19 protein-coding genes are annotated in these 22,718 nt (G+C 36.6%); 12 read left to right on the plus strand and 7 right to left on the minus strand.

Annotated features, from left to right (window positions below; all coding sequences use genetic code 11):
• The first annotated feature begins 70 nt into the window (after positions 1-70).
• Genes MTQ00_RS06695 through MTQ00_RS06705 form a run of 3 tightly spaced genes read left to right on the plus strand, consistent with a single transcriptional unit; the run spans position 71 to position 2,552 of the window.
• Positions 71-955, plus strand: coding sequence for a lysophospholipid acyltransferase family protein (locus MTQ00_RS06695; RefSeq protein ID WP_172278532.1), 885 nt, complete (start codon positions 71-73; stop codon positions 953-955).
• 6 nt (positions 956-961) lie between these two features.
• Entirely contained in the window at positions 962-1,948 is a 987-nt protein-coding gene (locus tag MTQ00_RS06700; RefSeq protein ID WP_273648207.1) for a glycosyltransferase family 2 protein, read from the plus strand.
• Positions 1,949-1,997: 49 nt separating this feature from the next.
• Positions 1,998-2,552 (plus strand): 3'-5' exonuclease, encoded by a 555-nt coding sequence (locus tag MTQ00_RS06705; RefSeq protein WP_172278536.1) that lies wholly within the window; start codon positions 1,998-2,000, stop codon positions 2,550-2,552.
• 2 nt (positions 2,553-2,554) lie between these two features.
• On the opposite strand, the gene apaG is transcribed toward MTQ00_RS06705, so the two are convergent.
• The 7 genes from apaG to glgB all read right to left on the minus strand — a co-directional run bounded on the left by apaG (position 2,555) and on the right by glgB (position 13,106).
• Positions 2,555-2,941: a Co2+/Mg2+ efflux protein ApaG gene (apaG, locus tag MTQ00_RS06710; protein WP_194304229.1), complete on the minus strand. Its 387-nt coding sequence runs from the start codon at positions 2,939-2,941 to the stop codon at positions 2,555-2,557.
• A gap of 83 nt (positions 2,942-3,024) precedes the next feature.
• Positions 3,025-4,275, minus strand: coding sequence for a 2-oxoglutarate dehydrogenase complex dihydrolipoyllysine-residue succinyltransferase (gene odhB / locus MTQ00_RS06715; RefSeq protein ID WP_172278540.1), 1,251 nt, complete (start codon positions 4,273-4,275; stop codon positions 3,025-3,027).
• Positions 4,276-4,314: 39 nt separating this feature from the next.
• On the minus strand, positions 4,315-7,131 hold the full coding sequence (locus MTQ00_RS06720) for a 2-oxoglutarate dehydrogenase E1 component (RefSeq protein WP_172278542.1): 2,817 nt from the start codon (positions 7,129-7,131) through the stop codon (positions 4,315-4,317).
• Between the two features lie 123 nt (positions 7,132-7,254).
• Complete coding sequence (locus tag MTQ00_RS06725) at positions 7,255-8,295, minus strand: SRPBCC domain-containing protein (protein ID WP_172278544.1); 1,041 nt, start codon at positions 8,293-8,295, stop codon at positions 7,255-7,257.
• Positions 8,296-8,364: 69 nt separating this feature from the next.
• The gene (locus MTQ00_RS06730) at positions 8,365-9,633 is read right to left on the minus strand and encodes a glucose-1-phosphate adenylyltransferase (protein WP_172278546.1); all 1,269 of its coding nucleotides are present in this window, start codon (positions 9,631-9,633) and stop codon (positions 8,365-8,367) included.
• A 115-nt stretch (positions 9,634-9,748) separates the two neighbouring features.
• The gene (locus MTQ00_RS06735) at positions 9,749-11,155 is read right to left on the minus strand and encodes a glycogen synthase (RefSeq protein ID WP_172278548.1); all 1,407 of its coding nucleotides are present in this window, start codon (positions 11,153-11,155) and stop codon (positions 9,749-9,751) included.
• Between the two features lies 1 nt (position 11,156).
• Positions 11,157-13,106 (minus strand): 1,4-alpha-glucan branching protein GlgB, encoded by a 1,950-nt coding sequence (gene glgB / locus MTQ00_RS06740; protein WP_273648208.1) that lies wholly within the window; start codon positions 13,104-13,106, stop codon positions 11,157-11,159.
• Positions 13,107-13,321: 215 nt separating this feature from the next.
• On the opposite strand from glgB, the gene MTQ00_RS06745 reads away from it, so the two are divergent.
• The 9 genes from MTQ00_RS06745 (at position 13,322) to MTQ00_RS06785 (ending at position 22,712) form a co-directional block, all read left to right on the plus strand.
• The gene (locus MTQ00_RS06745; protein ID WP_172279662.1) at positions 13,322-14,443 is read left to right on the plus strand and encodes an alpha/beta hydrolase-fold protein; all 1,122 of its coding nucleotides are present in this window, start codon (positions 13,322-13,324) and stop codon (positions 14,441-14,443) included.
• A 5-nt stretch (positions 14,444-14,448) separates the two neighbouring features.
• Entirely contained in the window at positions 14,449-15,864 is a 1,416-nt protein-coding gene (locus tag MTQ00_RS06750; protein WP_273648209.1) for a M17 family metallopeptidase, read from the plus strand.
• A gap of 140 nt (positions 15,865-16,004) precedes the next feature.
• Positions 16,005-17,216 (plus strand): ATP-grasp domain-containing protein, encoded by a 1,212-nt coding sequence (locus MTQ00_RS06755; protein ID WP_172278554.1) that lies wholly within the window; start codon positions 16,005-16,007, stop codon positions 17,214-17,216.
• A gap of 34 nt (positions 17,217-17,250) precedes the next feature.
• Complete coding sequence (locus tag MTQ00_RS06760) at positions 17,251-17,964, plus strand: alpha/beta hydrolase-fold protein (RefSeq protein ID WP_273648210.1); 714 nt, start codon at positions 17,251-17,253, stop codon at positions 17,962-17,964.
• A gap of 53 nt (positions 17,965-18,017) precedes the next feature.
• Positions 18,018-18,971, plus strand: a complete 954-nt coding sequence (locus tag MTQ00_RS06765; protein WP_172278558.1) for an ATP-grasp domain-containing protein — start codon at positions 18,018-18,020, stop codon at positions 18,969-18,971.
• A 35-nt stretch (positions 18,972-19,006) separates the two neighbouring features.
• A complete protein-coding gene (locus tag MTQ00_RS06770) occupies positions 19,007-20,125 on the plus strand; it encodes a carboxylate-amine ligase (protein ID WP_172278560.1) in 1,119 nt (372 codons plus the stop codon).
• Between the two features lie 31 nt (positions 20,126-20,156).
• Positions 20,157-20,990 (plus strand): type 1 glutamine amidotransferase, encoded by an 834-nt coding sequence (locus MTQ00_RS06775; RefSeq protein ID WP_172278562.1) that lies wholly within the window; start codon positions 20,157-20,159, stop codon positions 20,988-20,990.
• A 75-nt stretch (positions 20,991-21,065) separates the two neighbouring features.
• Entirely contained in the window at positions 21,066-22,250 is a 1,185-nt protein-coding gene (locus MTQ00_RS06780; RefSeq protein ID WP_273648211.1) for a hypothetical protein, read from the plus strand.
• A gap of 24 nt (positions 22,251-22,274) precedes the next feature.
• Positions 22,275-22,712 carry a hypothetical protein gene (locus tag MTQ00_RS06785; protein WP_273648212.1) on the plus strand — a complete coding sequence of 146 codons (438 nt, stop codon included), beginning with the start codon at positions 22,275-22,277 and terminating at the stop codon, positions 22,710-22,712.
• The last annotated feature ends 6 nt before the right edge of the window (positions 22,713-22,718 follow it).

Genomic DNA, 22,718 nt, shown 5'->3' on the forward strand with positions numbered 1-22,718 from the left:
GTAAAAAAATAATACTTATTGCAAGCAAAAATAGAACCATATTTTTATTATCACTAAATTTGCATGTTTTATGAATTTCCTGATCAAGATACTATACCTGATTTCTAAGCTCCCGTTGAAAATATTATATATTTTTTCGGATATCATTTTCTTTTTAAACTACTACATTGTAGGTTATAGAAAAAATGTAATCACCCAGAATCTAACAAGGTCTTTTCCCCTGAAATCAAAAAAAGAGATCGCAGAGATAAGAAAAAAATTCTATCGTAACTTTTCAGACTACCTGGTAGAAACTGTAAAATCCTTTAGTATTTCACAAACGGAGGCCAGGGTAAGGATGCAGCACATCAATCAGGATGTATTTCATGAAGTCCAAAAGGAAGGTAAAAATGTTATTTTATTGGCCGGACATGTTTTTAACTGGGAATGGATCAATGCATTGGCCACTATCGTTCCCCAGAAAAACTGCCATCCTGTATACCGCAAAGTAAACAGTGAATTCTGGGAAAACCAGATGAAAAAGGTCCGGAATAAATTCGGAAATAAGGCGTTGGAAGCCAATGAGGTTATTCTCAATATTTTCAGGAGTAAAAATGATGGTGACTCCATTTATATGTTCGTTGCCGATCAAACACCTCATGTTTCTCATGTCAACTATGGATTGGAATTCCTGGACCAGAGAACCCCAGTATTTATAGGATATGATAAGTTGGCGACAAGAATGGACCTGGCTTTCATTTACTGTGAAATGAAAAAAGTAAAACGTGGTTTTTATCAGGTAAACTACCATAGAATTTATCCGGACAGTGAAAAGTTTGTTGAGCACGAGGTAGTAAAAAAGTTTCATAAATTACTGGAAAACACCCTTCATAAACGTCCCGACAACTACCTTTGGTCACACAGGAAGTGGAAATATCAGGACTCTATTAAACACTTTGATTCAGAAAAAGAATAATACAGGATGTCTAAAAAATTAGCAGTTGTTATTTTAAACTGGAATGGTAAGGACTGGCTGGAAAAGTTTCTTCCTGGCGTTGTCCGCTTCTCGGCTGATGCGGATATATATGTTATTGACAATCTTTCTACAGATAACTCCATCGATTATCTAAAATCACAGTTTCCGACCGTAAAGATTATTTACAATGACAGAAATTATGGCTTTGCGGGCGGATATAATGTCGGATTGAAAAATATCAGGGCTGACTATTACTGCCTTCTTAATTCTGATGTAGAAGTAATGGAAAACTGGATTACCCCTGTCCTTGACCTCTTTGAAAGAGATCCTGAAATTGCAGCTATACAACCCAAGGTTTTATCCTATCAGAACAAAAAACATTTTGAATTTGCAGGTGCTGCCGGGGGATTAATAGATAATTTAGGATATCCATATTGCAGAGGAAGGGTTTTTGATGACGTAGAAGAAGACAAAGGACAGTACAATGATGAAGCAGAAATATTTTGGGCATCGGGATGTTGTTTCTTTATCCGTTCAAAGGATTTTCAGGAACAAAATGGATTTGACGAAAGATTCTTTGCCCATCAGGAAGAAATCGATTTATGCTGGAGGCTGATCAACACGGGAAAAAAAATATACTATACAGGGAAATCTACTGTTTATCATGTAGGAGGAGGAACTTTAAATAAGCAAAGTCCGCAGAAGACTTATTTGAATATCAGAAATAACCTTTCCATGATGCTTAAGAACCTTCCTTTCCCAAAACTGATCTGGCTTATTTTTTTCAGACTTTGCTTAGACAGTATAGCGGGTATTTATTTTGGATTAAAAAATGGATTTCCTCATCTTTGGGCTGTTGTAAGAGCACATTTTGGCTTTTATGCACAGGTTCACGGAACCTGGAAACTCCGTCAGAAAAATCAAAAGAATATTTTCTATCAAAGTAAATGGCTTATATTCAAACACTTTATTGGAGGTAAAAAGTCTTCATAAGCTTTGGCTTTTCAATTATAATTCATAACTTATCATATTATCAATAAAAATGGATTTTTGTGCAATAGATTTTGAAACGGCAACCAACGACAGAAGCTCTGCTTGTGAACTTGGAGTCTGTATTGTTCAGGATTCCAAGATTGTTGAAACCAAAACCTGGCTTATTAAACCACCCAGTTTTCCTTATTTTAGCCGATTTAATGTTGCGGTTCACGGTATAGAACCAGAAGATGTAAAGGATGCTCCTACTTTTGATGAAATCTGGTATGAAGTGGAAGAAATGATGTATGGAACGCTTATGATTGCTCATAATGCAGGCTTTGATGCAGGGGTCTTAAGAGGGTGCCTTAAACATTATGGTATATTCACACCAAAACTGAATTATTTATGCAGTATTCAGCTGGCAAAAAAGTCCTGGAATTATCTCCCTAGGTATGGATTAAAACATCTGTCAGAATATCATCAGATCAGCCTTAATCACCATAGGGCTGGAGATGATGCCGAAGCTTGTGCTAAAATCTCTTTATTAGCCTTTGAAAAGTTATTTCTAAGTACAAATGAAGAAATTTATGATTACCTGCGGCCTAAAATCAAACAACTCTGATTCTAATTGCTCAATACTTCTGAAAGCAGGTTGAATTTAGGAATGTCTATTTCAAAACTTTCCTGAGTTTCCATGTTTTTAACCAGGTATTTTCCGCTCATATTCCCTACTCCTGAACGAAGCATTACGTTAGAGAAATAACCGAAATTTTCACCTGTTGAGATCTCCGGAGTCAATCCGATTACCCCATCTCCGATGATCTCAGTATATCCGAAACCTACATCGAAGATTAACCATTTTCTTTTCAGAATCTTAATGGGAAAACCACCGTCGTTTTCTATGGTTATATTATACTTAAAAACATAACGGTTTTCTGAGGGGTAACTGTTTTTACTATCATATTCAGGTATGACTGAAACTTTGATATTAGAAGTTATTTTTGAAAACATCACTTAACATTTGTTTAAATAAATACAAAAATCTCGCCTTTTTTGAGGCGAGATCGTAACTTATATTATAATTTTCTTAAAATTTATAATTCCAGAGCTTTTCTTTCATCACCGCCCATTAAAATCTCAACAGGATTATCTATACCTTCTTTTACAGCTACTAGGAACCCTACGGATTCTTTTCCATCAATAATTCTGTGGTCATAAGACATTGCAACGTACATCATAGGACGGATAACTACCTGCCCGTCTACTGCTACAGGTCTTTGAATAATGTTGTGCATTCCCAGGATTGCAGATTGTGGAGGATTGATAATCGGAGTAGACATCATAGATCCGAAAGTACCACCATTTGTAATTGTGAATGTACCACCAGTCATTTCATCAACACTGATTTTACCATCTCTTACTTTAGTAGCTAAATCTTTGATGTTTGCTTCAATACTTCTGAAAGTCATGTCTTCAGCATTTCTCAATACAGGAACCATTAATCCTTTAGGACCTGAAACCGCGATTGAAATATCACAGAAATCATAGTTGATTTTGAAATCTCCATCGATAGATGCATTTACATCAGGATACATTTGCAAAGCTCTTGTAACAGCTTTTGTAAAGAAAGACATGAAACCTAGTCCAACTCCGTGTTTTTGGGCAAACTCTTCTTTATATTGTTTTCTGATTCTGAAGATCTCAGACATGTCAACCTCGTTGAAAGTAGTTAACATTGCCGTTTCATTCTTTACAGAAACCAGTCTTGAAGCGATTTTTCTTCTTAGAACTGAAAGCTTAGTAGTCGTTGTTGCTCTTGAACCGTTAGTAGAAGATACACTTCCCATAGCAGGAACAGCAGCTAATTCAGCATCAGTTTTAGTAACTCTTCCATCTCTTCCGGATCCGGTAACTTGCCCTGCATCTATTCCTTTTTCATCAAGAATTTTTTTAGCAGCAGGAGACGGAGTTCCCGTTGCATATGTCTGTGTAGCAGCCGCAGGTTGTGCAACCGGTTTTGGTGCTTCCTGAACAGGTGCTGGTTTTGGAGCTTCTTCTTTCTTAGGAGCTTCAGCAGCAGGAGCAGCTGCCCCTTCTGGTTTAGGAGCATCTACATCAATTAAGCAAACTACCTGACCTACTTGTACAACTTCACCTTCTTCTGCTTTTAAAGTAATTACACCACTTTGCTCAGCTGGAAGTTCAAGAGTTGCTTTGTCTGAGTCTACCTCAGCGATTGGTTGATCTTTTTCTACATAATCACCATCTTTCACAAGCCAAGTCGCGATTTCAACTTCTGTTATTGATTCGCCCGGTGAAGGAACTTTCATTTCTAAAACTGACATATCGTATTTTTTATTTTTTTATTAATTATTATTTATTGATTAAGCTGTTACAGGTCTTTTTGCAGGCGCATCGTTTGTGTTAAAAACCCTGTTGATTACTGCATTCTGATTTTTCTCAAACATCTTGTGACTACCAGGAGCCGGAGCACCACTTGGTACCGGAGCTATTACCTGAATACCTGTATCTCTGAAGTTTCTAAGGATATAAGACCATGCCCCCATATTTTCAGGTTCTTCCTGAGCCCAGATCAATTCTTTTCTATTATCATATTTGCTTAAAATCTGCTCAATAGCATCTGTTTGTAATGGATACAATTGTTCAAATCTAACCAGAGCAATATCTTCATTGTTAAGTTCCTCTTTCTTCGCCAATAATTCAAAATAGAATTTACCTGAACAAAGGACAACTTTTTCTACTTTTTTAGGATCTGCAGTAGCATCATCCAAAATAGGCTGGAAAGTTCCGTTCGCAAAATCTTCTAATGGAGAAACAACTTTAGGATGTCTTAGTAATGATTTAGGACTCATTACAACCAACGGTTTTCTGTAAGACCATTTCAATTGTCTTCTCAACAAGTGGAAATAGTTAGCTGGAGAAGTGATATTGGCTACCACCATATTTTCGTTTGCACAAAGTGTCAAGAATCTCTCCAATCTTGCAGAAGAGTGTTCTGCTCCCTGTCCTTCGGAACCATGTGGCAATAACATTACCAATCCGTTCTGAATCTTCCATTTCTCTTCAGCAGCAGCCAGATATTGATCAACAATAATCTGAGCACCATTTACGAAATCCCCAAACTGAGCTTCCCAGATTGTAAGCGTGTTTGGAGAAGCCATAGCATATCCATAATCAAAACCTAAAACTCCGTATTCTGAAAGGTGAGAGTTATAAACATCAAATCTGCTTTCAGAAATATGTCTTAATGGAATATACTCTTCTTCCGTATCTTCTGTTTTTACTACGGCATGTCTGTGGGAGAAAGTTCCTCTTTCCACATCTTCCCCTGAAATTCTGATGTTGTGTCCTTCAGCAAGTAATGTAGCATATGCTAACCATTCTCCTAAAGCCCAATCTAAAGAATCTCCCTCAATTGCTTTTACACGGTTTTCAAAAAGTCTTGTAATCTTATTGATAAATTTCTTATCAGCAGGAAGTGTAGACATTTTAATAGCCAGTTCCTTAAGCTTAGCTAAATCATATTTTGTATCTACAGGAGACTGCATTGCTCCTCTTTTTGCAATAGGATAGTTTGTCCAGTCATCAGACATGAAAACATCCATTGCATTTTTCTCAATCTCCTTAGATGCATCGAAATCTTTATCCAAAAGTTCTTTGAAATCAGTTTCCATTTTCTTCAGGATATCATTAGAAACAATACTGTCCTGAATTAATTTATCCTTATAAATTTCTCTTGGGTTCGGATGCTTGGAAATCAGTTTATATAAATTGGGTTGAGTAAATCTTGGTTCATCCCCTTCGTTATGACCATATTTTCTATATCCCAGTAAATCGATGTATACATCTTTTCCGAACTTCGCTCTGAAATCAGCTGCAAAGTGAATTGCATGAACTACTGCTTCCGCATCATCAGCATTTACATGCATTACCGGAGACTCAGTTACTTTTGCAATATCCGTACAATAAGTGGATGATCTTGCATCTGCATAGTTGGTTGTAAATGAAACCTGATTATTCACAACAATATGCACCGTACCTCCTGTTTTGTATCCTTCCAAGGTCATCATCTGCGCTACTTCATAAACAATTCCTTGTCCTGCAATAGCTCCATCCCCATGGATAACGATTGGTAAAATTTTAGAATAATCCCCTTTGTATTTATCATCTACTTTAGCACGGCAGATCCCTTCTACCAAAGCTGCTACTGTTTCCAGGTGAGATGGGTTCGGAGTAAGATTGATAGAAACTTCTTCACCTGAAGCTGTTTTGATCTTTTTAGAAGATCCTAAGTGATATTTAACATCACCCGAGAATACATCTTCTTCAAATTCTTTTCCTTCAAATTCAGAGAAGATCTGTTTGTAAGATTTTCCAAAAATATTGGATAGTACATTTAATCTTCCTCTGTGAGCCATACCAAGCACTACCTCATCTACACCAAGCTGAGAAGATCTTGAAATCAACTGATCCAAAGCAGGAATCAATGTTTCTCCTCCTTCCAGTGAGAATCTTTTCTGACCAACAAATTTCGTGTGAAGATAATTTTCAAAAGCTACAGCCTGATTCAACTTCAATAAGATCTCAGTTTTTTCATTGGCTGAAAGACTTGGATGGTTTTCATTTACCTGCAACCATTTTTTGATAAAATCCTTCTCTTCAACATTGTTGATATAAGTATATTCAACACCGATAGAGTCACAATAAATGTTTTCCAGGTGCTTAATGATATCCTGCAATGTTGCAGGCTCTTTCATCCCTGTTTCAACAGCACAGTTAAATTTCGTATTTAAATCCTCCTTGCTCAGACCGAAGTTCTCGATATCCAGAGTAGGTGTATAGTGTCTTCTTTCTCTTACCGGATTTGTTTTTGTAAACAAATGCCCTCTTGTTCTGTAAGCCTCAATAAGGTTTACTACTTTAAATTCTTTCTTGATGTGCTCAGGAACTTCTCCGTTTGATACCGCCTGAGATATTTGCTGTACTGCAGGAGCAGTAGTAGCTGGAGCTTGAATGTATTGGATGTTATCTTCATCACCGTAGTTCTCCAAAGCAAAATCAAAGCCTTGAAAGAAGGCTTTCCATGATGGCTCTAAAGAATCCGGGAATTTTAAGTACTGTTGGTATAAATCCTCAATTAACTGAGAATGAGCTGCGTTTAGGAATGAAAATCTGTCCATTATTACAGTTTATCTATTATTAAAATTTGTTTGTATAATTAATCCTCAAATTTAATAAAAAAAACCGACTTGGGACAGCCTCAGATTACTAAAAAAAACATAAAATATATAATTTCCAATAATTTACTTAAAGACAGATAGGGAAAGCTTCATGTTCACGTCCTGATCATCCATCGGGCGCTCCATAAAAACCTGACGAATATCACCAAAACGCATCTCATCTTTCTTTGCTTTTTGAATCAATTGCTGAATTGCTTTTACTCTTCCGGCATAAGGTCCTTTGTAATACATCACATAATTCTGTGTAGGGTTTACAGATCTGAAACTAAAGTTATTATCTGTAACTCCTATCTTTTTTGACAATGGTATCCCCAGGAAATAGGAAACCTCCTTATCTTTATAATTATCGGCGTCAGTGATCAGGATGGGAAACCCGAATTCATCCTCTTTTTTTCCAAGATCCATGCTTACATAATTGTAAACTTTATTGTAGTTCATAACGATGTTTTTGTACAAAGCATCTTTCTTATTGGAGGTGCTTACATTAATTCCCAGCAATAACTTTTCCTCTTCATTTTCTACCATTAAGCTATCGTATTTTATTGCAGCCATCTGGTTATCTTTTTCCACCTTATTTCCGAGAACGTTCTTAAGGTTGGCCATACTTTTATCGATATTTTCTGTAAAACGGTCCTCCGTCCAGAAATTCTCCACTCTCCTCAGCACAGAAAGTTTAGGGGTATGAACATACCATGTGATTTTTGTTTTTTCTGCAGATAATGCTTTGAATTTAACATCGACAAGCGTTGGGTTCTCATTTTTATCTTCAAAAAGCTGATATTTAAGGGTTTGATTAGGGTTTTCATACCGGATAAACATCTCTCCGTCTCTATCATTTTTTGGATCAACGTAACTTATAGCGCTTCCCATTCCCTCGTAGGGAGTATAATAATCAATATCAATAGTTTGGGAATTTGTAAAAAAATTATTCCAACGGGTAAAATTCTGCAAATTATTGAATTGGTGAAAGACTTTATCCAAAGGATAATCTATCTCTTTTTCAATTTTAAAATCTTTACTTTCATCCACAAAATAATACATGGAAGCAGCATAAGCCCCTACCAGTAAAACAACAATTACACTTATTATTTTAAAAAAACGCATCGTACAAAAGTAAAACAAATAAAAAAAGTGACCAATATATTGATCACTCTAGTTTTAAGTTTATGAAAATTATCCAATATGAGTTCCCGGAGGCAATACAGCTCCTTTTTTCACCACAACAATACCATCCTGCACGGAATGGGTTCCAAAGTCGCCATCCTGTAAGTGCTTCCCTCCGATAATCCTTACATTATCTCCGATATAGCAATTTTTATCCAGAATTGCTTTTTCGATATAACAGTATTTCCCTATTCCCATGTTGGGACGGCCATTCCGGTCATTCATGACAATTTCAGTAGTGTTCTGATAGAAATCCGATCCCATTACATAAGAATTTACGATCGTACTTCCTTTATCGATACGAGTCCTGTTTCCGATCACTGAATTTTCAATTTTGTCCGCCATAATAATACATCCGTCTCCAAAAACAGCTTTACTAACGTAAGATCCATTAATTTTGGATGGAGGTAGCATTCTGGCTCTCGTATAAATCGGTGACGAAGAAAATAAATTAAACTGTGGAAAATCCTGACAAAGATCAATATTAGCTTCGTAAAAAGACTCAATTGTTCCAATATCAGTCCAGTATCCTTCATACTGATAACTTAATGTAGCATATTTTCCTATTGAATTAGGAATAATATCTTTACCGAAATCATCCCCCGCACCTTCATCAAACATCTTTTTAAGAATACTCTTTGTGAAAATATAAATCCCCATAGATGCAAGGAATTCTTTCCCTTCATGTTTGTTATGATCAGAAACTTCAGACTTCCAATCTCCTAAAATATCCATCCCAGGTTTTTCAACAAATGAAGTAATATTTCCTTCATCATCGGATTTCAAAATACCAAACCCTGTTGCATCCTTGGCATTTACAGGAATAGTCGCAATAGTTACATCCCCTCCTTTTTTAATATGATAATCCAGCATTTCCCTGAAGTCCATCTGATAAAGCTGATCCCCAGAAAGGATAAGAATATAATCATAATCATATTTTTCAAGGTGTTTCATCGACTGACGAACCGCATCTGCAGTACCCTGGTACCAGTTCTCATTTTCAACATTCTGTTCGGCAGCTAAAATATCTACAAATCCTTTACTGAAGATATCAAAATGATATGAATTTTTAATATGAGAATTTAAAGAAGCAGAATTAAACTGGGTTAAAACCAAGATCTTATTCAGTCCCGAGTTTAAACAATTGGAAATAGGAATATCTACCAGTCTGTATTTTCCGGCAATTGGAACGGCTGGTTTTGACCTTGAATAAGTTAACGGAAAAAGTCTTGTTCCTCTACCTCCTCCCAAAACAATGGAAATAACGTTGCGATTCATAAATATCTTGCGTTTAATTTAGTTTAGATTACTTTTTTATTCACTTTATGTATTTCTACAATACTTCTTTTCCTCATTATGTCACTACAGAAAACAAAACAGGTTATACTTCGTTTTATTTATTGTATAACGCAATATACTTCTCCGCAGACTTCTCCCAGGCGAAATCAAATTGCATATTGGCAGTGATAAGGTCCTCCATCACACCTTTTTGATAATATATATGCATCCCTCTGTTCATCGCGTGAATTACATCATCAACTCCCGGATAGGAAAAATTTAATCCCGCCCCTCCTGTAGATATATCCTGCACAGTATCTTTCAATCCACCGGTGTATCTTACAATGGGAACCGTCCCGTATCTCATGGAATACATCTGATTCAATCCGCATGGCTCCACCCTTGAAGGCATCAGCAAAAAGTCTGCTGAAGCATATATTTTATGGGACAGATATTCTTTATACCCCAGATCAAGAGCAAAATTACTGTACAAATGTTCATATTCTTTTAACTTATCTTCTATATATCTGTTACCGGAGCCCAGAATGATGACATTTAAAGCACCATAGCTCTGTCTTATACTCCTCCATACAACATCGGGCAACAGATCGGCTCCTTTTTCTGTTGCAAACCTTCCAATAAATGCAAACAAAGGAAGTTCCGGCTTCAGACCATACTCTTTGCAAAGTTTGGCTTTACTCTTTTTCTTCTGTTCTACGGCATCTTCGATACTAAAGTTATAATCCAGCATAGGATCAGTCTCAGGATTCCATACTTCAGTATCAATACCATTGATGATTCCGTATGCTTTTCCGAATTCTTCGCGAACCAGGCTTTCAAGTCCGCGGAAACTTATAAAAAGCTCTTCCAGATAGCCTTCCGAAACCGTGGTGAATGCATGTGCACATTTGATCATACACGCCAGAGGATTAATCAATCCGTTCCAGTCTAAAAGTCCCCATCTGTAGTTATCAAACACAGGCATATATTGTGCCATATTCCAGCTCATCATCCCTTGGTATTCACCATTGTGAATTGTCCCAATCGTTTTAACCCCCTTAAGAAATTTGAATTCAGGACAATATTCAATCATAAAAGGAACCAGGCCCGTGTGATAATCATGACAATGCAAAACATCAGGACGGATTTCCATGGCACTCAGCCAATGCAAGACACCATGCTGAAACGCTAAAAACTGGAAACTTTCATCCTGGTAACCGTAAGGATTATCCCTGTCTAAAAGCCCTGGAATTTTCACCAGGTATAACTCAAAGCCTAAAACATTAGTTTTTTCTTTCATTACCTGAACCTGAAGCATATTGGGCCCCTGATGAATAAAACCATCAAAAACAATATCAAATTCATGATCGTAAATAAAAGATTTATTATACCAAGGCATTACAACCTTTGCATCCACTCCTTTTATTTTATTCTGATATTTTGGCAAAGCTCCTACAACATCTGCTAAACCGCCTACTTTTGCTATCGGATAACACTCCGTACTAAGATGATAAACAATCATTTTACTTTTTATGTAATTTAATTCTATGTAATTTATACTTTTTATCTTTTTTCTGCTTTAAAATCAATCCGGCGAGTGGCGGCAGTTTTAAAGTTATGGATTGGGGCCTGTTCATCCAATCCCCTTTCTCTTCTCTTATAATAACAGGCTCTACACCACCGCCACTGTATATTTCATCATCAGAATTGAAAATAACTTCCCAATGTGTTCCTTCGTTCACTCCTATTGTATACTCAACGATACGGGGTGTAAGATTAAGAACGATCATGCAAACATCATCCTTCCGTTTCCCCTTTCTTAAATATACAAAGACAGAATTATCCTTATCATCGGCTTCCACCCATTCAAATCCTTTGGGATTAAACTGGTTTTCATATAAAGCAGATTCTGATCTGTACGCATGATTGAGATCTTTGACTAATGTCTGCAATCCTTTATGAACAGGATACTGTAACAAATGCCAATCCAGGCTTTGCTTAAAATTCCATTCAGCAGTCTGACCGAATTCATCTCCCATAAAAAGCAGTTTTGCTCCCGGATGCGTATACATGTATACATAAAGTGTCCGAAGATTGGCAAACTTTTGCCATTCATCTCCCGGCATTTTATAAATAAGACTTGCTTTCCCATGTACAACTTCATCGTGAGATAAAGGCATCATATAATTTTCGTTATACATATACATGGACGCAAAGGTTATTTTGTGATGGTTGTTTTTTCTGAGGATGGGATCAAGTTTAAAATAATCCAGTGTATCATGCATCCAACCCATCATCCATTTCATTCCAAACCCCACACCACCATCATGCACCGGCTTGGTAAGCATTGGAAAATCTGAACTTTCTTCAGCAATCGTAATAATTGCATTTCCGAATTCTTTATATACTGCTGTATTAAATTCCTGAAGAAATATTTTTGCTTCAAGATTTACATTCCCGCCATACTGATTTGGCTCCCACTCTCCTTCATTTCTGGAATAATCCAGATGGAGCATGGAAGTTACGGCATCTACCCGCAATCCATCCGCATGATATCTTTCCAGCCAAAACATGGCGTTGGAGATCAAAAAAGATTTTACTTCATTTCTTCCGTAGTTGAAAATGTAAGATTTCCAGTCCGGATGAAATCCTTTTCTCGGGTCTTCATGCTCATATAAAAAAGACCCATCGAAACGATGGAGTCCATTCGCATCTCCCGGGAAATGAGAAGGAACCCAGTCCAGTATTACGCCTATATCATTCTTATGAAGTTCATCAATCAGGAACATTAAATCCTGAGGGGATCCGAATCTTGAAGTTGCGGCATAGAAACCTGTGATCTGATATCCCCAACTGGGATCATAAGGAAACTCCATGACGGGCATAAATTCTACGTGTGTGAATCCCATTTCTATGATGTAAGGCACCAGCTTTTTGGCTATATCACGATAATTTAAAAACTTATCAGGATGGTCTTCTTCCCTTACCCATGAACCTAATTGCATTTCATATACAGAAATCGGAGCTTCCAACCGGTTCTTTTTCCATCTGCTGTCCATCCATTCCTGGTCTTTCCATTCATACCACGTAGTAGAAATCAGAGATGCTGCCTGTAAATTTTGCTCCCAACTTAATGCATAAGGATCACTTTTTTCCAAAAGATCACCATAAGTCGTTTCTATAGCATATTTATATAAAGTTCCCCATTTAAGATCAGCAATAAAGCCTTCCCAGATCCCGGATCCATCCCACCGGGGATATAAAATATGCTCTTTATGATTCCAGTTATTAAAATTCCCAATCACAGAAACCTTTTTCGCATTGGGTGCCCAGACAGAAAAATAAACTCCTGAAACCCCGTCTTTCTCTACGGAATGTGCCCCAAACTTATCGTAAAGCTTGTAATGCTTACCTTCTTTGAAAAGATAAACATCATGATCCGTAAAAAGTGTATAGGTTTTAACAGAGTTCATTAGTGTTTAATTTTATATGCTTTGAAACTACGAAAAATACAGATAGAAACAATTAATTATAGTTCAAATAATTGTTATAAAAGTTCTTTCATCCACCTCCCTATCAAATATATAAAATTTAATAGTCTTCTGATTGTTTTTTACCAGAAATTTTCAACGTTTATATATCTAAAGTTTTTTTATAAATTTAGCCTTAACTTTTTATAAAACGCATGATGAAGTTTAAGCTTTACACTGATGAAAGTGATGACAGAACTGTTTATATAACAGGAAATTTTAATAACTGGAACCCTAAAGATGATCAATACAAGCTTACTTCCATAGATGCTAACAACTATAGCATTGAAATTAGCGATGAATTTTTGCCCTCAGCAATAGAATATAAATTCACAAAAGGAGGCTGGGAAAATGTAGAGCTTGACCAGTATGGAAATATTACTCCCAACAGAAAAGTAAACAAATCGACAGGAGAAGCCTCTGACATGGTAAAGAAATGGAGGCTTAACTGGGGACCTTTTAAAGATGAATTTTTTCCCATTATTGAAATCATCTCAGAAGAATTTTACATTCCACAACTCGACAGATACCGAAAAGTATGGGCATTACTTCCCTACGATTATTATATTTCCAACAAAAGCTATCCTGTACTCTATCTTCAGGACGCACAGAACCTCTTCAACGAAGGAAGTGAATACGGCAATTGGGAAATAGATAAAAAACTCTCTATTCTTGCAGAATATGGACGTGGGGATGTAATCATCATCGCGATTGAACACGGAAGTCAGGAAAGGATAAAGGAATATATATTCGACAATGATCATGTTGCTCACGGTTCCGAAGGCAAGAAATACATACGCTTCATCACAGATACGCTGAAACCTTTCGTCGATGAAAATTACCGGACAAAAAAAGACAGGGAAAATACAGGTATCGGCGGGAGTTCATTAGGTGCCCTTATTAGTATTTACAGTGGATTTCTATACCCTGAAGTATATTCAAAATTACTGATTTTCTCTCCTTCGCTTTGGGTAGAGCCTAACAATAATTTTCCAATGATGAACTTCCGTATTCCCTTCAAGACTAAAATCTATTTATACGGAGGAGGAAAGGAAGGATCTAAAATGGTAAAAAGAATCCGCATATTTGAAGAATATTTAAAAAAATGGGAACAAAAAAATCTTTTTGATTTCGAATTTAAAACCAGTATCAATCCCGAAGGTACACACAGTGAATTCTATTGGTCGCAGGAGTTTCCGAGGGCCATCGAATGGCTATTTTATGACAATACAGAAAATCCTGTAGAAGTAGCACCACAACAACAATCAATCAAACCGTAAAAATTATGAAACTAATCAATAAAAAAAATAAAAATTACATTCAGGTTTTTCAATTATTTACAGAAGAAGAATGGATCAAAAAAAATAAAAGCTTTAACAAAAATATTTCCAACTTTTTTACAGGAAAAAAGAATGAAGTTTTCATTAGCACTAGTGAAGATAGCATTACTTATTTTATCGGATTAGGAAAATCGTCTGTTCAGAGTTTTGAGATCCAGCAGGTGGCAGTAAAATTTTCACAAACACAAAAAAATAATTTAAGAGCTGTCCCTACTCTGTTGATGAGCGATTTCATCAGCCAAAAACAATTTGAAGAATTTATCAAAGGACTGTTATTAGGAACATACAAATACCCATTTGATAAAAGCCATCCTTTCTGGAGCCCTGAATTTGAAATTCACTTTGAAAATATAAGCCAGAAAAAACTGGATAATATCAGCCAAAAAGCATTAGCGTTGTCCAATGGTCAGACAGCCTGCCAGGAATGGTTAAATAAACCTGCAAACCTTAAGACCCCACCCGTTTTATGCTCATACCTTAAGGATCTGGCAAAAAAACATCAGCTTAAATACACTGTATTCAACAGAAAAAAATGTGAGGAATTAGGTCTTGGAGCGTATCTCTCAGTTAATCAGGGAAGCGCTTATGATGCTGCATTCACCATATTAGAATATCGGACAACCGTAAAAAAAGCAAAGACCATTGGATTAATTGGAAAGTGTGTGGTTTTTGATACCGGAGGCATTTCATTAAAAGATCATCAGAACATGCATTATATGAAATCCGATATGGGCGGAGCAACTGCTGTTATAGGATCTTTAATTTATGCTTCAGAGATGCAGCTTCCTGTAAACCTTGTTGTAATTTTACCTATTACCGATAATGCTATTTCTGAAAAAGCTTTTCTGCCAAGTGATGTCATCACAGCTTACAACGGAAAAACTATAGAAGTTCTGAATACTGATGCAGAAGGCAGAATGATATTAGCCGATGCTCTTTCTTATCTGGCTAAAAACTACAAAACAGATCTTCTTATTGATCTGGCAACCCTTACAGGAAGTTCAGTAAGAATGTTTGGAGATACCTGTGGTGCTTTGTTCTCAAACAATGAAGAAGTGAAAAATCTGTTATTGCAAACAGGTGACAGAACCAATCAAAGGCTGTGGAATCTTCCCTTGTGGGATGTATGGAAAGAAGACATACAATCTGATGTAGCAGATCTTAAAAACATTTCCTTGAAGCCGATTGGTGATTGTATTGTAGCGGCCAAATTTCTGGAACAATTTATAGAAAATCATCCGAAGTGGGCTCACCTGGATATTGCGGGAGTCGCTTTCGGGAGTGTTGGTTATGCCAAAGAAAAAGCCGCAACAGGTTTTGGAGTGCAATTGCTGACGGATTTAATCGAAAATTATCATTAAAAATTAGTTTATTACAAAATTTCTCTGTATAATTGATTTAGGATTTTCAAAATCTCAGCAATGGCTAATTTTTAATATTAATTAGTTAATAAAAAATTGCTTTTATTTTTGATAATTCATTAAATTTTTAAAAACACTGTATGGAGGAGAAAACTATAGTATGTATTTCGTGCTATTACAAGGGCTATGATTTCATGGACGAAATGAAGATGCTCGGTAATAAAATAATCCTGATTACATCCGAAAATATCAGAGAAAAGAACTGGCCGTGGCATGCGATCGATGAGGTTTTTTATATGCCCGAATTAAAGCCGTCCGTATGGAACCTTGAACATCTTATTCAGGGATTCTCCCATCTTATGCAGACCCGAAAAATTGATGCTGTCGTTGCTCTCGATGATTATGACGTTGAAAAAGCAGCACTGATCAGGGAGACTTTCCGTATCCCAGGGATGGGACAAACTACCCACCGCTATTTCAGGGATAAACTGGCAATGAGACAAAAAGCCAAAGATTCGGGTATCAACGTGCCGGAATTTACAGCAGTCTTTAACAATGATGAGGTTAATACTTTTATTGAAAACGTTCCTGCTCCGTGGGTGTTAAAGCCCCGTTCCGAAGCTTCTGCATCGGGGATAAAGAAAATCACTTCTAAGGAACAGCTTTGGGAAGCCTTAAATGAGTTGGGAGAAGAACGCCATCTTTTTTTACTGGAAAGCTTTAAACCCGGAGATGTTTTCCATGTAGACAGCCTTACTTTTGATAAAGAAGTGGTGTTTACATCAGCATCTCAATATCTAGCCCCGCCGATGCAGGTTTCCCATGAAGGAGGTGTTTTCAGAACCAAAACTTTAAGCAGGCAATCTGATGAATTCAAAGCTCTTGAAGAAATTAATGCAAAACTCCTCTCAAATTTTGGATTACTGAATGGAGCCACCCATACTGAATTTATAAGGAGTAAAGAAGACGGAACATGGTATTTTCTGGAAACCTCTTCACGTGTAGGGGGTGCACATATTCCTGATCTTGTTGAAGCTTCCAGCGATATCAATATCTGGCGCGAATGGGCAAAGATTGAAGACGCACTCCTGAGATCAAAAAAATATGAAGTAGCCAAACCCGTGGAGTACCATTCCGGATTGATCATTGCCTTAATTAAGGATCAAAAGCCTGATTACGGTCCGTTCGAATGTGAAGAAATCGTTAAGTACCTTCCTATAGATTATCATGTCGGGATAGTATATAAATCCGGAAACGCTGACATTATACAGGAAAGACTCGACTTCGCAGCAGAGAAGATCAATACCGGATTACTGAATATTTTACCTCCGAAAGGTAAACCCACAAGTTAGTTCGGTCTGTATTCAAATTATAATTATTCCAAGCATGCCACATATAGAACATACTGATTATTATTCAAATATATTGGGAATAAGCATTAAGGTAGAAGTAACAGGACATTACGGCTATCCTATTATCATGTTCCCTACTTCGCAGGGATTGTATACCCAGAATCATGATTTCCACCTCAACGGAAGCATCAACTGGTTTGTAGAGCAGGGCAAAGTAAAGCTGTATAACCTTCAGACTATTGACAGCTGGAGTTTTTATGATGATGATATATCGCCGCAGCAAAGAATAAAAAATTATGAAAGATATGTTCAGTTTCTTATTCAGGAATTTGTCCCTTATATTCAGAAATTACATAAAACACACCGGGTTGCTATAGCCGGTGCCAGTTTCGGAGGATACCATGCTGCAAATTTTGCATTCCGGTTTCCTGATGTCATCTCACATTTATTCTGTCTTTCCGGGGCATTTACGATCCGGAATTTCATGGACGGATATTCTGATGATCTTGTATATTATAATTGCCCCAGAGAGTTCGTCAAAAATGATGAGGCCTGGAAATATAAACATATGCATATTGTCTTAAGTACTTCTGATCAGGACATTTGTAAGGATAAAAACCTTGAAATGGCAGCAATCCTCCAATCAAAAGGAATAGATTACTGGTATGATGAAAGAAAATGGATCACTCACGACTGGCCGTTGTGGAGAATGGTATTTCCGACGTTCATCAGCGCATTTTTTTCCTGAAAAATCAGGTTCTGACAATCATTTATTAGTATAAAACAATAAAAATAACAATTATGAAAAAAAAGGTGGGAATTCTATTTGGTATGGAGGATACATTTCCCTGGGCATTTATCGATAAAGTAAATGAGCTGGGAAATGGCGAGATTATAGCAGAACCTGTCCATATTGATAAACTTGAACAAGGGGCTGATTATGGTTATGCTGTTATTATAGACAGGATTTCCCATGATGTTCCCTTCTACAGGGCATACCTCAAAAATGCTGCACTGAATGGGACCTATATTATCAATAATCCGTTCTGGTGGAGTGCTGATGAAAAATTTTTCAATAATGCACTGATGACAAAACTGGGAATTCCTCTTCCCAAAACGGTATTATTACCTTCTCACGAAAGGCCAACCAATACTACGGAAACATCATTCAGAAACTTAAAATTTCCTCATGACTGGGAATATATATTCGATTATGTAGGTTTTCCCGCTTATATGAAACCTCACGACGGAGGAGGCTGGAGAAATGTGTATAGAATTGAAAATCCGGAAGATTTATGGAATAAACTGGGTGAAACAGAACAACTCGTGATGATGGTTCAGGAAGAGATTATTTTTGATGATTACTACAGGGTATATTGCCTGGGTAGGAAATACGTTCATATCATGCCTTATGAGCCTCGAAATGAGCCTCATTTAAGATATGCAACCAATCATCAGACTGATGGTGAAGAACTGGAAAAACTATTGAAGACCATTCACGATTATACCATAACAATGAATGAGGCCTTAGGATATGATTTCAACACCGTGGAATTTGCAGTACGGGATGGAATTCCTTATGCTATTGATTTTTGTAATCCTGCGCCTGATGCCGACAGAAATTCTGTAGGAGAAGAAAATTTTGCATGGATTGTGGAACACGCTGCTCTGTTTGCGATTGAAAAAGCCAAAGAATATGTTCCAGGAAAGCCTAATATTTCCTGGGGAAATTTTGTAAAAGACTCCATACGATAGATCAGTGAAAGAGAAAATAAAAAAACACTAAAAGGATGCACCAGTTTACTATAGGAATCGAAGAAGAGTATCAGATAATTGATGTTGAAAGCAGGGATCTTATTTCTCATGTTTCTAAAATTATTGAAGGTGGTAAAGCTGTTTTAAGTGAAAATTTAAAACACGAAATGCATGAGTCCATGATTGAAATGGAAACAGGGATCTGCCAGAATATTCAGGATGCAAGAACTGAGCTCACGAATTTAAGAAGGCATCTCATCAATATTGCACATGAACAGGGGCTCAGGGTATCAGGAGGAGGAACCCATCCTTTCTCCCATTGGTCGGACAATTCCATTACCCAAGGTGAACGTTATGTAAAAATTGTAGATGATATGGGAGATGTAGCCCGGGAAAATCTTATTTTCGGTCTTCATGTTCACATTGGTATTCCCAATCGTGAAGAAGGAGTAAGAATTCAAAACGTAATGCGATATTTTCTTCCCCATGTTTACGCTCTATCAACCAATTCTCCATTTTGGATCGGAAGAAATACAGGTTTTAAATCATACAGACAAGAGATCTTTGTCAAATTCCCAAGAACAGGGATACCAAGCTATTTCAACTCATTGGCTGAATTTGACAGCTATGTAGACCTTCTGGTGAAAACAGGAACGATTGATAACGCCAAAAAAATATGGTGGGATCTTCGGGTACATCCATTCTACCCTACTATTGAATTCAGAATCTGTGATATGCCGTTAAGGATTGATGAAACGGTTTGTCTGGCTGCCATTATGCAGAGCTTAGTAGCCAAAATTTATAAACTTCACAAGCAAAATTTAAGTTTCAGAAGCTATAGAAGGCTTTTATTAAACGAAAATAAATGGCGCGCTTCAAAGAGTGGTATAGAAGCACATCTTATCGACTTTGGTAAAGAGGAATCGGTGCCATATCCGGATCTCCTGAAAGAACTGCTGGAATTTATAGATGATGTAGTTGATGAGTTAGGATGCAGGAAAGAAGTAGAATACGCATGGAAAATACTGGAAAACGGAACCGGTGCAGACAGGCAGCTTCAGATCTTCAGGGAAACAGGAGACCTTACTAAAGTGGTAGATTATATGATCTCCGAAACAGAATACGGCATTACCCACGGCGAAATCATTTCATGATATTTTTGGTAACTTTGCAAAAATATGATGTATGAAAGATATTAGAATTGCTCTGTTGGACATGAACAACAATCATGTTAACCAAGGATTTAGAAATATTAAAGAAATTTCTGAAGCCTTCAGGCAAAATTCTGAAGAAAATGTAAGCATTGAGGTATTTGATGTACGCTACAAAGATGAAATTCCGGATATCAGAGATTTTGATATTTTTATTTCATCTGGAGGGCCGGGAAATCCTCATAAAGAAGGTTTGGACTGGGAAATAAAGTACGCTGATTTTTTAGATGCCGTATATAACCATAATAAAGAAAAGGAGGATAAGAAATATTTGTTTCTCATATGCCATTCGTTTCAGATAGGAAGTATTCACTGGAATCTGGGAAATGTATGTCCAAGAAAATCTTACTCTTTTGGAGTAATGCCTATCCACAAGACAGAGGAAGGAGAAAGTGAATTCTTATTTAAAAATCTTTCGAATCCTTTTTATGGTGTAGATTCGCGGGCATTTCAGTTTATAGAACCGGACCATGATCGTTTTGAGGAATTAGGAATGAAGATCGTTGCAATAGAAAAATTCCGACCTCACATAGACCTTGAACGGGCTGTTATGGCAGTTCGCTTCTCAGAAGAGATATTTGGAACACAGTTTCATCCCGAAGCAGATCCGGCGAGCATGCTTGAAAATCTAAAAGATGAAAAGAACAGAGCTGCGATGATAGAAAATTTCGGAAGAGAGAAATATCTTGAAACACTTGACCGCATTGATGATGAAGACAAAATTGTTTTGACTAGAGCCCAGATCCTTCCGGCATTTTTACAGTTTGCGAAAAAAAATATTCTGAAAAGAACAGGTGTAATTGCTTGAAATAAAAAGTAAATAAACGCAATCCCATAAATCGAGCAAAATTGCTCGATTTTTTAAAATCACAAAGAAAAAAATATGATCCCAAAATACAGAAAGCAATTTAATAAAGATTTTTCGCAGGAAAAATACAATCAAGTTAAAGATATTCTTACGCAAAAAAGCGGTATTGAGCCTGCATTCAGAATTTCAGAAAGTCCGTTTTTTCTTACTAAAGAATTTGAAACCAAACTCATTGACGCCAGTGAAAGCATTATCGATCAGATAAAGGCTTTACCTAAAGAAATTCTTCAGAAAGCTATCCCGGAGAATTGTAAAGTTCCCAATGATACAGATCAGCCTCACTTCTTCACCATTGACTTTGGTGTTTGTAAAAATGAAAATGGAGAGATTGAGCCACAATTGATAGAACTACAGGCCTTTCCATCGTTATATGCTTTTCAGAAAACTTTTGAAAATACTTTTTGTGAAGTTTATCCCTTTCTTTCAGCAATTAAGAATCCCATGTCTGCTGACCAGTTCACTCATTATTTGAAAGAGTTAATTATCGGAAATGAAAATCCGGAAAATGTAATTCTTCTGGAAATTTTTCCCGACAAACAAAAGACGGCAATAGATTTTGCGCTGACTGAAAAATTACTCGGTATAAAAACAGTTTGCCTTACTAAAGTAAAAAAAGAAGGAAGAAAACTATACTATGAGGATAATGGCAGACAAATTCAGATAAAAAGGATTTATAATCGTGTTATTTTTGATGAATTGGACAGAATTCCGGGTCTTACTCTTGAATTCGATTTTCGAGAAGAGGCAGATGTTAAATGGATCACCCATCCCAATTGGTTTTTTAAAATTTCAAAATACCTTTTACCTTTATTACGACATCAGTTTGTTCCTAAAAGCTACTTCCTCCATGAGTTTCCCGAGCATGAGAATCTTGAAAATTATGTTTTAAAACCTTTATTTTCATTTGCAGGTAGTGGTGTAGAACTCAATCCTACCTTTGAAATAACAGATTCTATTACAGATAAGGAAAATTATATATTACAACGGAAAGTACAATACGAACCTGTTTTTGAAGATATCAATGGTGAATTTTCAAAAGCAGAGATCCGTTTATTGTATATTTGGCGGGAAAATGATGAACGTCCTATCTTACTTGAGAATCTGGGCAGAATGACCAAAGCTGCCATGGTGAATGTAGATTTTAATAAAAAAGATGCCATCTGGATCGGTAGTTCTAATGTATTCTTTGGAGAAATGTAAAAATAATTAAAACAATATCTGTTTATGGAACAAAATTCCGCTTTTGAAGAGTTTGATAATACCACTAAAAGGCGCGACCTATTACCGGTATGGATCAAGATCTTTACCTGGTTTTTCTTAATTGGAGGATCTGTAGCATCCCTGATACTAATTGCAGGATTTTTCCTGACAAATGTATCATTATCAATTTACGGAATCAAAGCCAATCATCCTTATACTATTCCTGGTCTCATCGTTTGTATTCTTTTAATTTTTAAGGCCATTGTAGCTTATGGACTTTGGTTTGAAGAAAAATGGGGTCCAAAAACAGCAATTATTGATGCTATTATAGGTATTATAGTTTGCATTGTCATGATGGTAGTTATTCCTTTCGTTAATTCAAACATCAGCTTCACCATTAGACTAGAATTAATCCCTCTCTATTTTTATCTGATGAAAATGAGGGAGATTGAGAAGAGATGAACAAGC

The sequence above is a fragment of the Chryseobacterium sp. B21-037 genome, from assembly GCF_028570785.1.
Lineage (GTDB): Bacteria > Bacteroidota > Bacteroidia > Flavobacteriales > Weeksellaceae > Chryseobacterium > Chryseobacterium proteolyticum.

What these genes read in the sequence shown, in the direction of transcription:
- MTQ00_RS06725 (WP_172278544.1), bottom strand. Translation starts at nt 8,295, where the DNA reads ATGCGTTTTTTTAAAATAATAAGTGTAATTGTTGTTTTACTGGTAGGG.
- MTQ00_RS06785 (WP_273648212.1), top strand. Translation starts at nt 22,275, where the DNA reads ATGGAACAAAATTCCGCTTTTGAAGAGTTTGATAATACCACTAAAAGG.
- MTQ00_RS06750 (WP_273648209.1), top strand. Translation starts at nt 14,449, where the DNA reads ATGAAACTAATCAATAAAAAAAATAAAAATTACATTCAGGTTTTTCAA.
- MTQ00_RS06730 (WP_172278546.1), bottom strand. Translation starts at nt 9,633, where the DNA reads ATGAATCGCAACGTTATTTCCATTGTTTTGGGAGGAGGTAGAGGAACA.
- MTQ00_RS06735 (WP_172278548.1), bottom strand. Translation starts at nt 11,155, where the DNA reads ATGATTGTTTATCATCTTAGTACGGAGTGTTATCCGATAGCAAAAGTA.
- MTQ00_RS06755 (WP_172278554.1), top strand. Translation starts at nt 16,005, where the DNA reads ATGGAGGAGAAAACTATAGTATGTATTTCGTGCTATTACAAGGGCTAT.
- MTQ00_RS06695 (WP_172278532.1), top strand. Translation starts at nt 71, where the DNA reads ATGAATTTCCTGATCAAGATACTATACCTGATTTCTAAGCTCCCGTTG.
- apaG (WP_194304229.1), bottom strand. Translation starts at nt 2,941, where the DNA reads ATGTTTTCAAAAATAACTTCTAATATCAAAGTTTCAGTCATACCTGAA.
- MTQ00_RS06700 (WP_273648207.1), top strand. Translation starts at nt 962, where the DNA reads ATGTCTAAAAAATTAGCAGTTGTTATTTTAAACTGGAATGGTAAGGAC.
- MTQ00_RS06775 (WP_172278562.1), top strand. Translation starts at nt 20,157, where the DNA reads ATGAAAGATATTAGAATTGCTCTGTTGGACATGAACAACAATCATGTT.
- MTQ00_RS06760 (WP_273648210.1), top strand. Translation starts at nt 17,251, where the DNA reads ATGCCACATATAGAACATACTGATTATTATTCAAATATATTGGGAATA.
- odhB (WP_172278540.1), bottom strand. Translation starts at nt 4,275, where the DNA reads ATGTCAGTTTTAGAAATGAAAGTTCCTTCACCGGGCGAATCAATAACA.
- MTQ00_RS06720 (WP_172278542.1), bottom strand. Translation starts at nt 7,131, where the DNA reads ATGGACAGATTTTCATTCCTAAACGCAGCTCATTCTCAGTTAATTGAG.
- MTQ00_RS06765 (WP_172278558.1), top strand. Translation starts at nt 18,018, where the DNA reads ATGAAAAAAAAGGTGGGAATTCTATTTGGTATGGAGGATACATTTCCC.
- MTQ00_RS06770 (WP_172278560.1), top strand. Translation starts at nt 19,007, where the DNA reads ATGCACCAGTTTACTATAGGAATCGAAGAAGAGTATCAGATAATTGAT.
- MTQ00_RS06780 (WP_273648211.1), top strand. Translation starts at nt 21,066, where the DNA reads ATGATCCCAAAATACAGAAAGCAATTTAATAAAGATTTTTCGCAGGAA.
- MTQ00_RS06705 (WP_172278536.1), top strand. Translation starts at nt 1,998, where the DNA reads ATGGATTTTTGTGCAATAGATTTTGAAACGGCAACCAACGACAGAAGC.
- MTQ00_RS06745 (WP_172279662.1), top strand. Translation starts at nt 13,322, where the DNA reads ATGAAGTTTAAGCTTTACACTGATGAAAGTGATGACAGAACTGTTTAT.
- glgB (WP_273648208.1), bottom strand. Translation starts at nt 13,106, where the DNA reads ATGAACTCTGTTAAAACCTATACACTTTTTACGGATCATGATGTTTAT.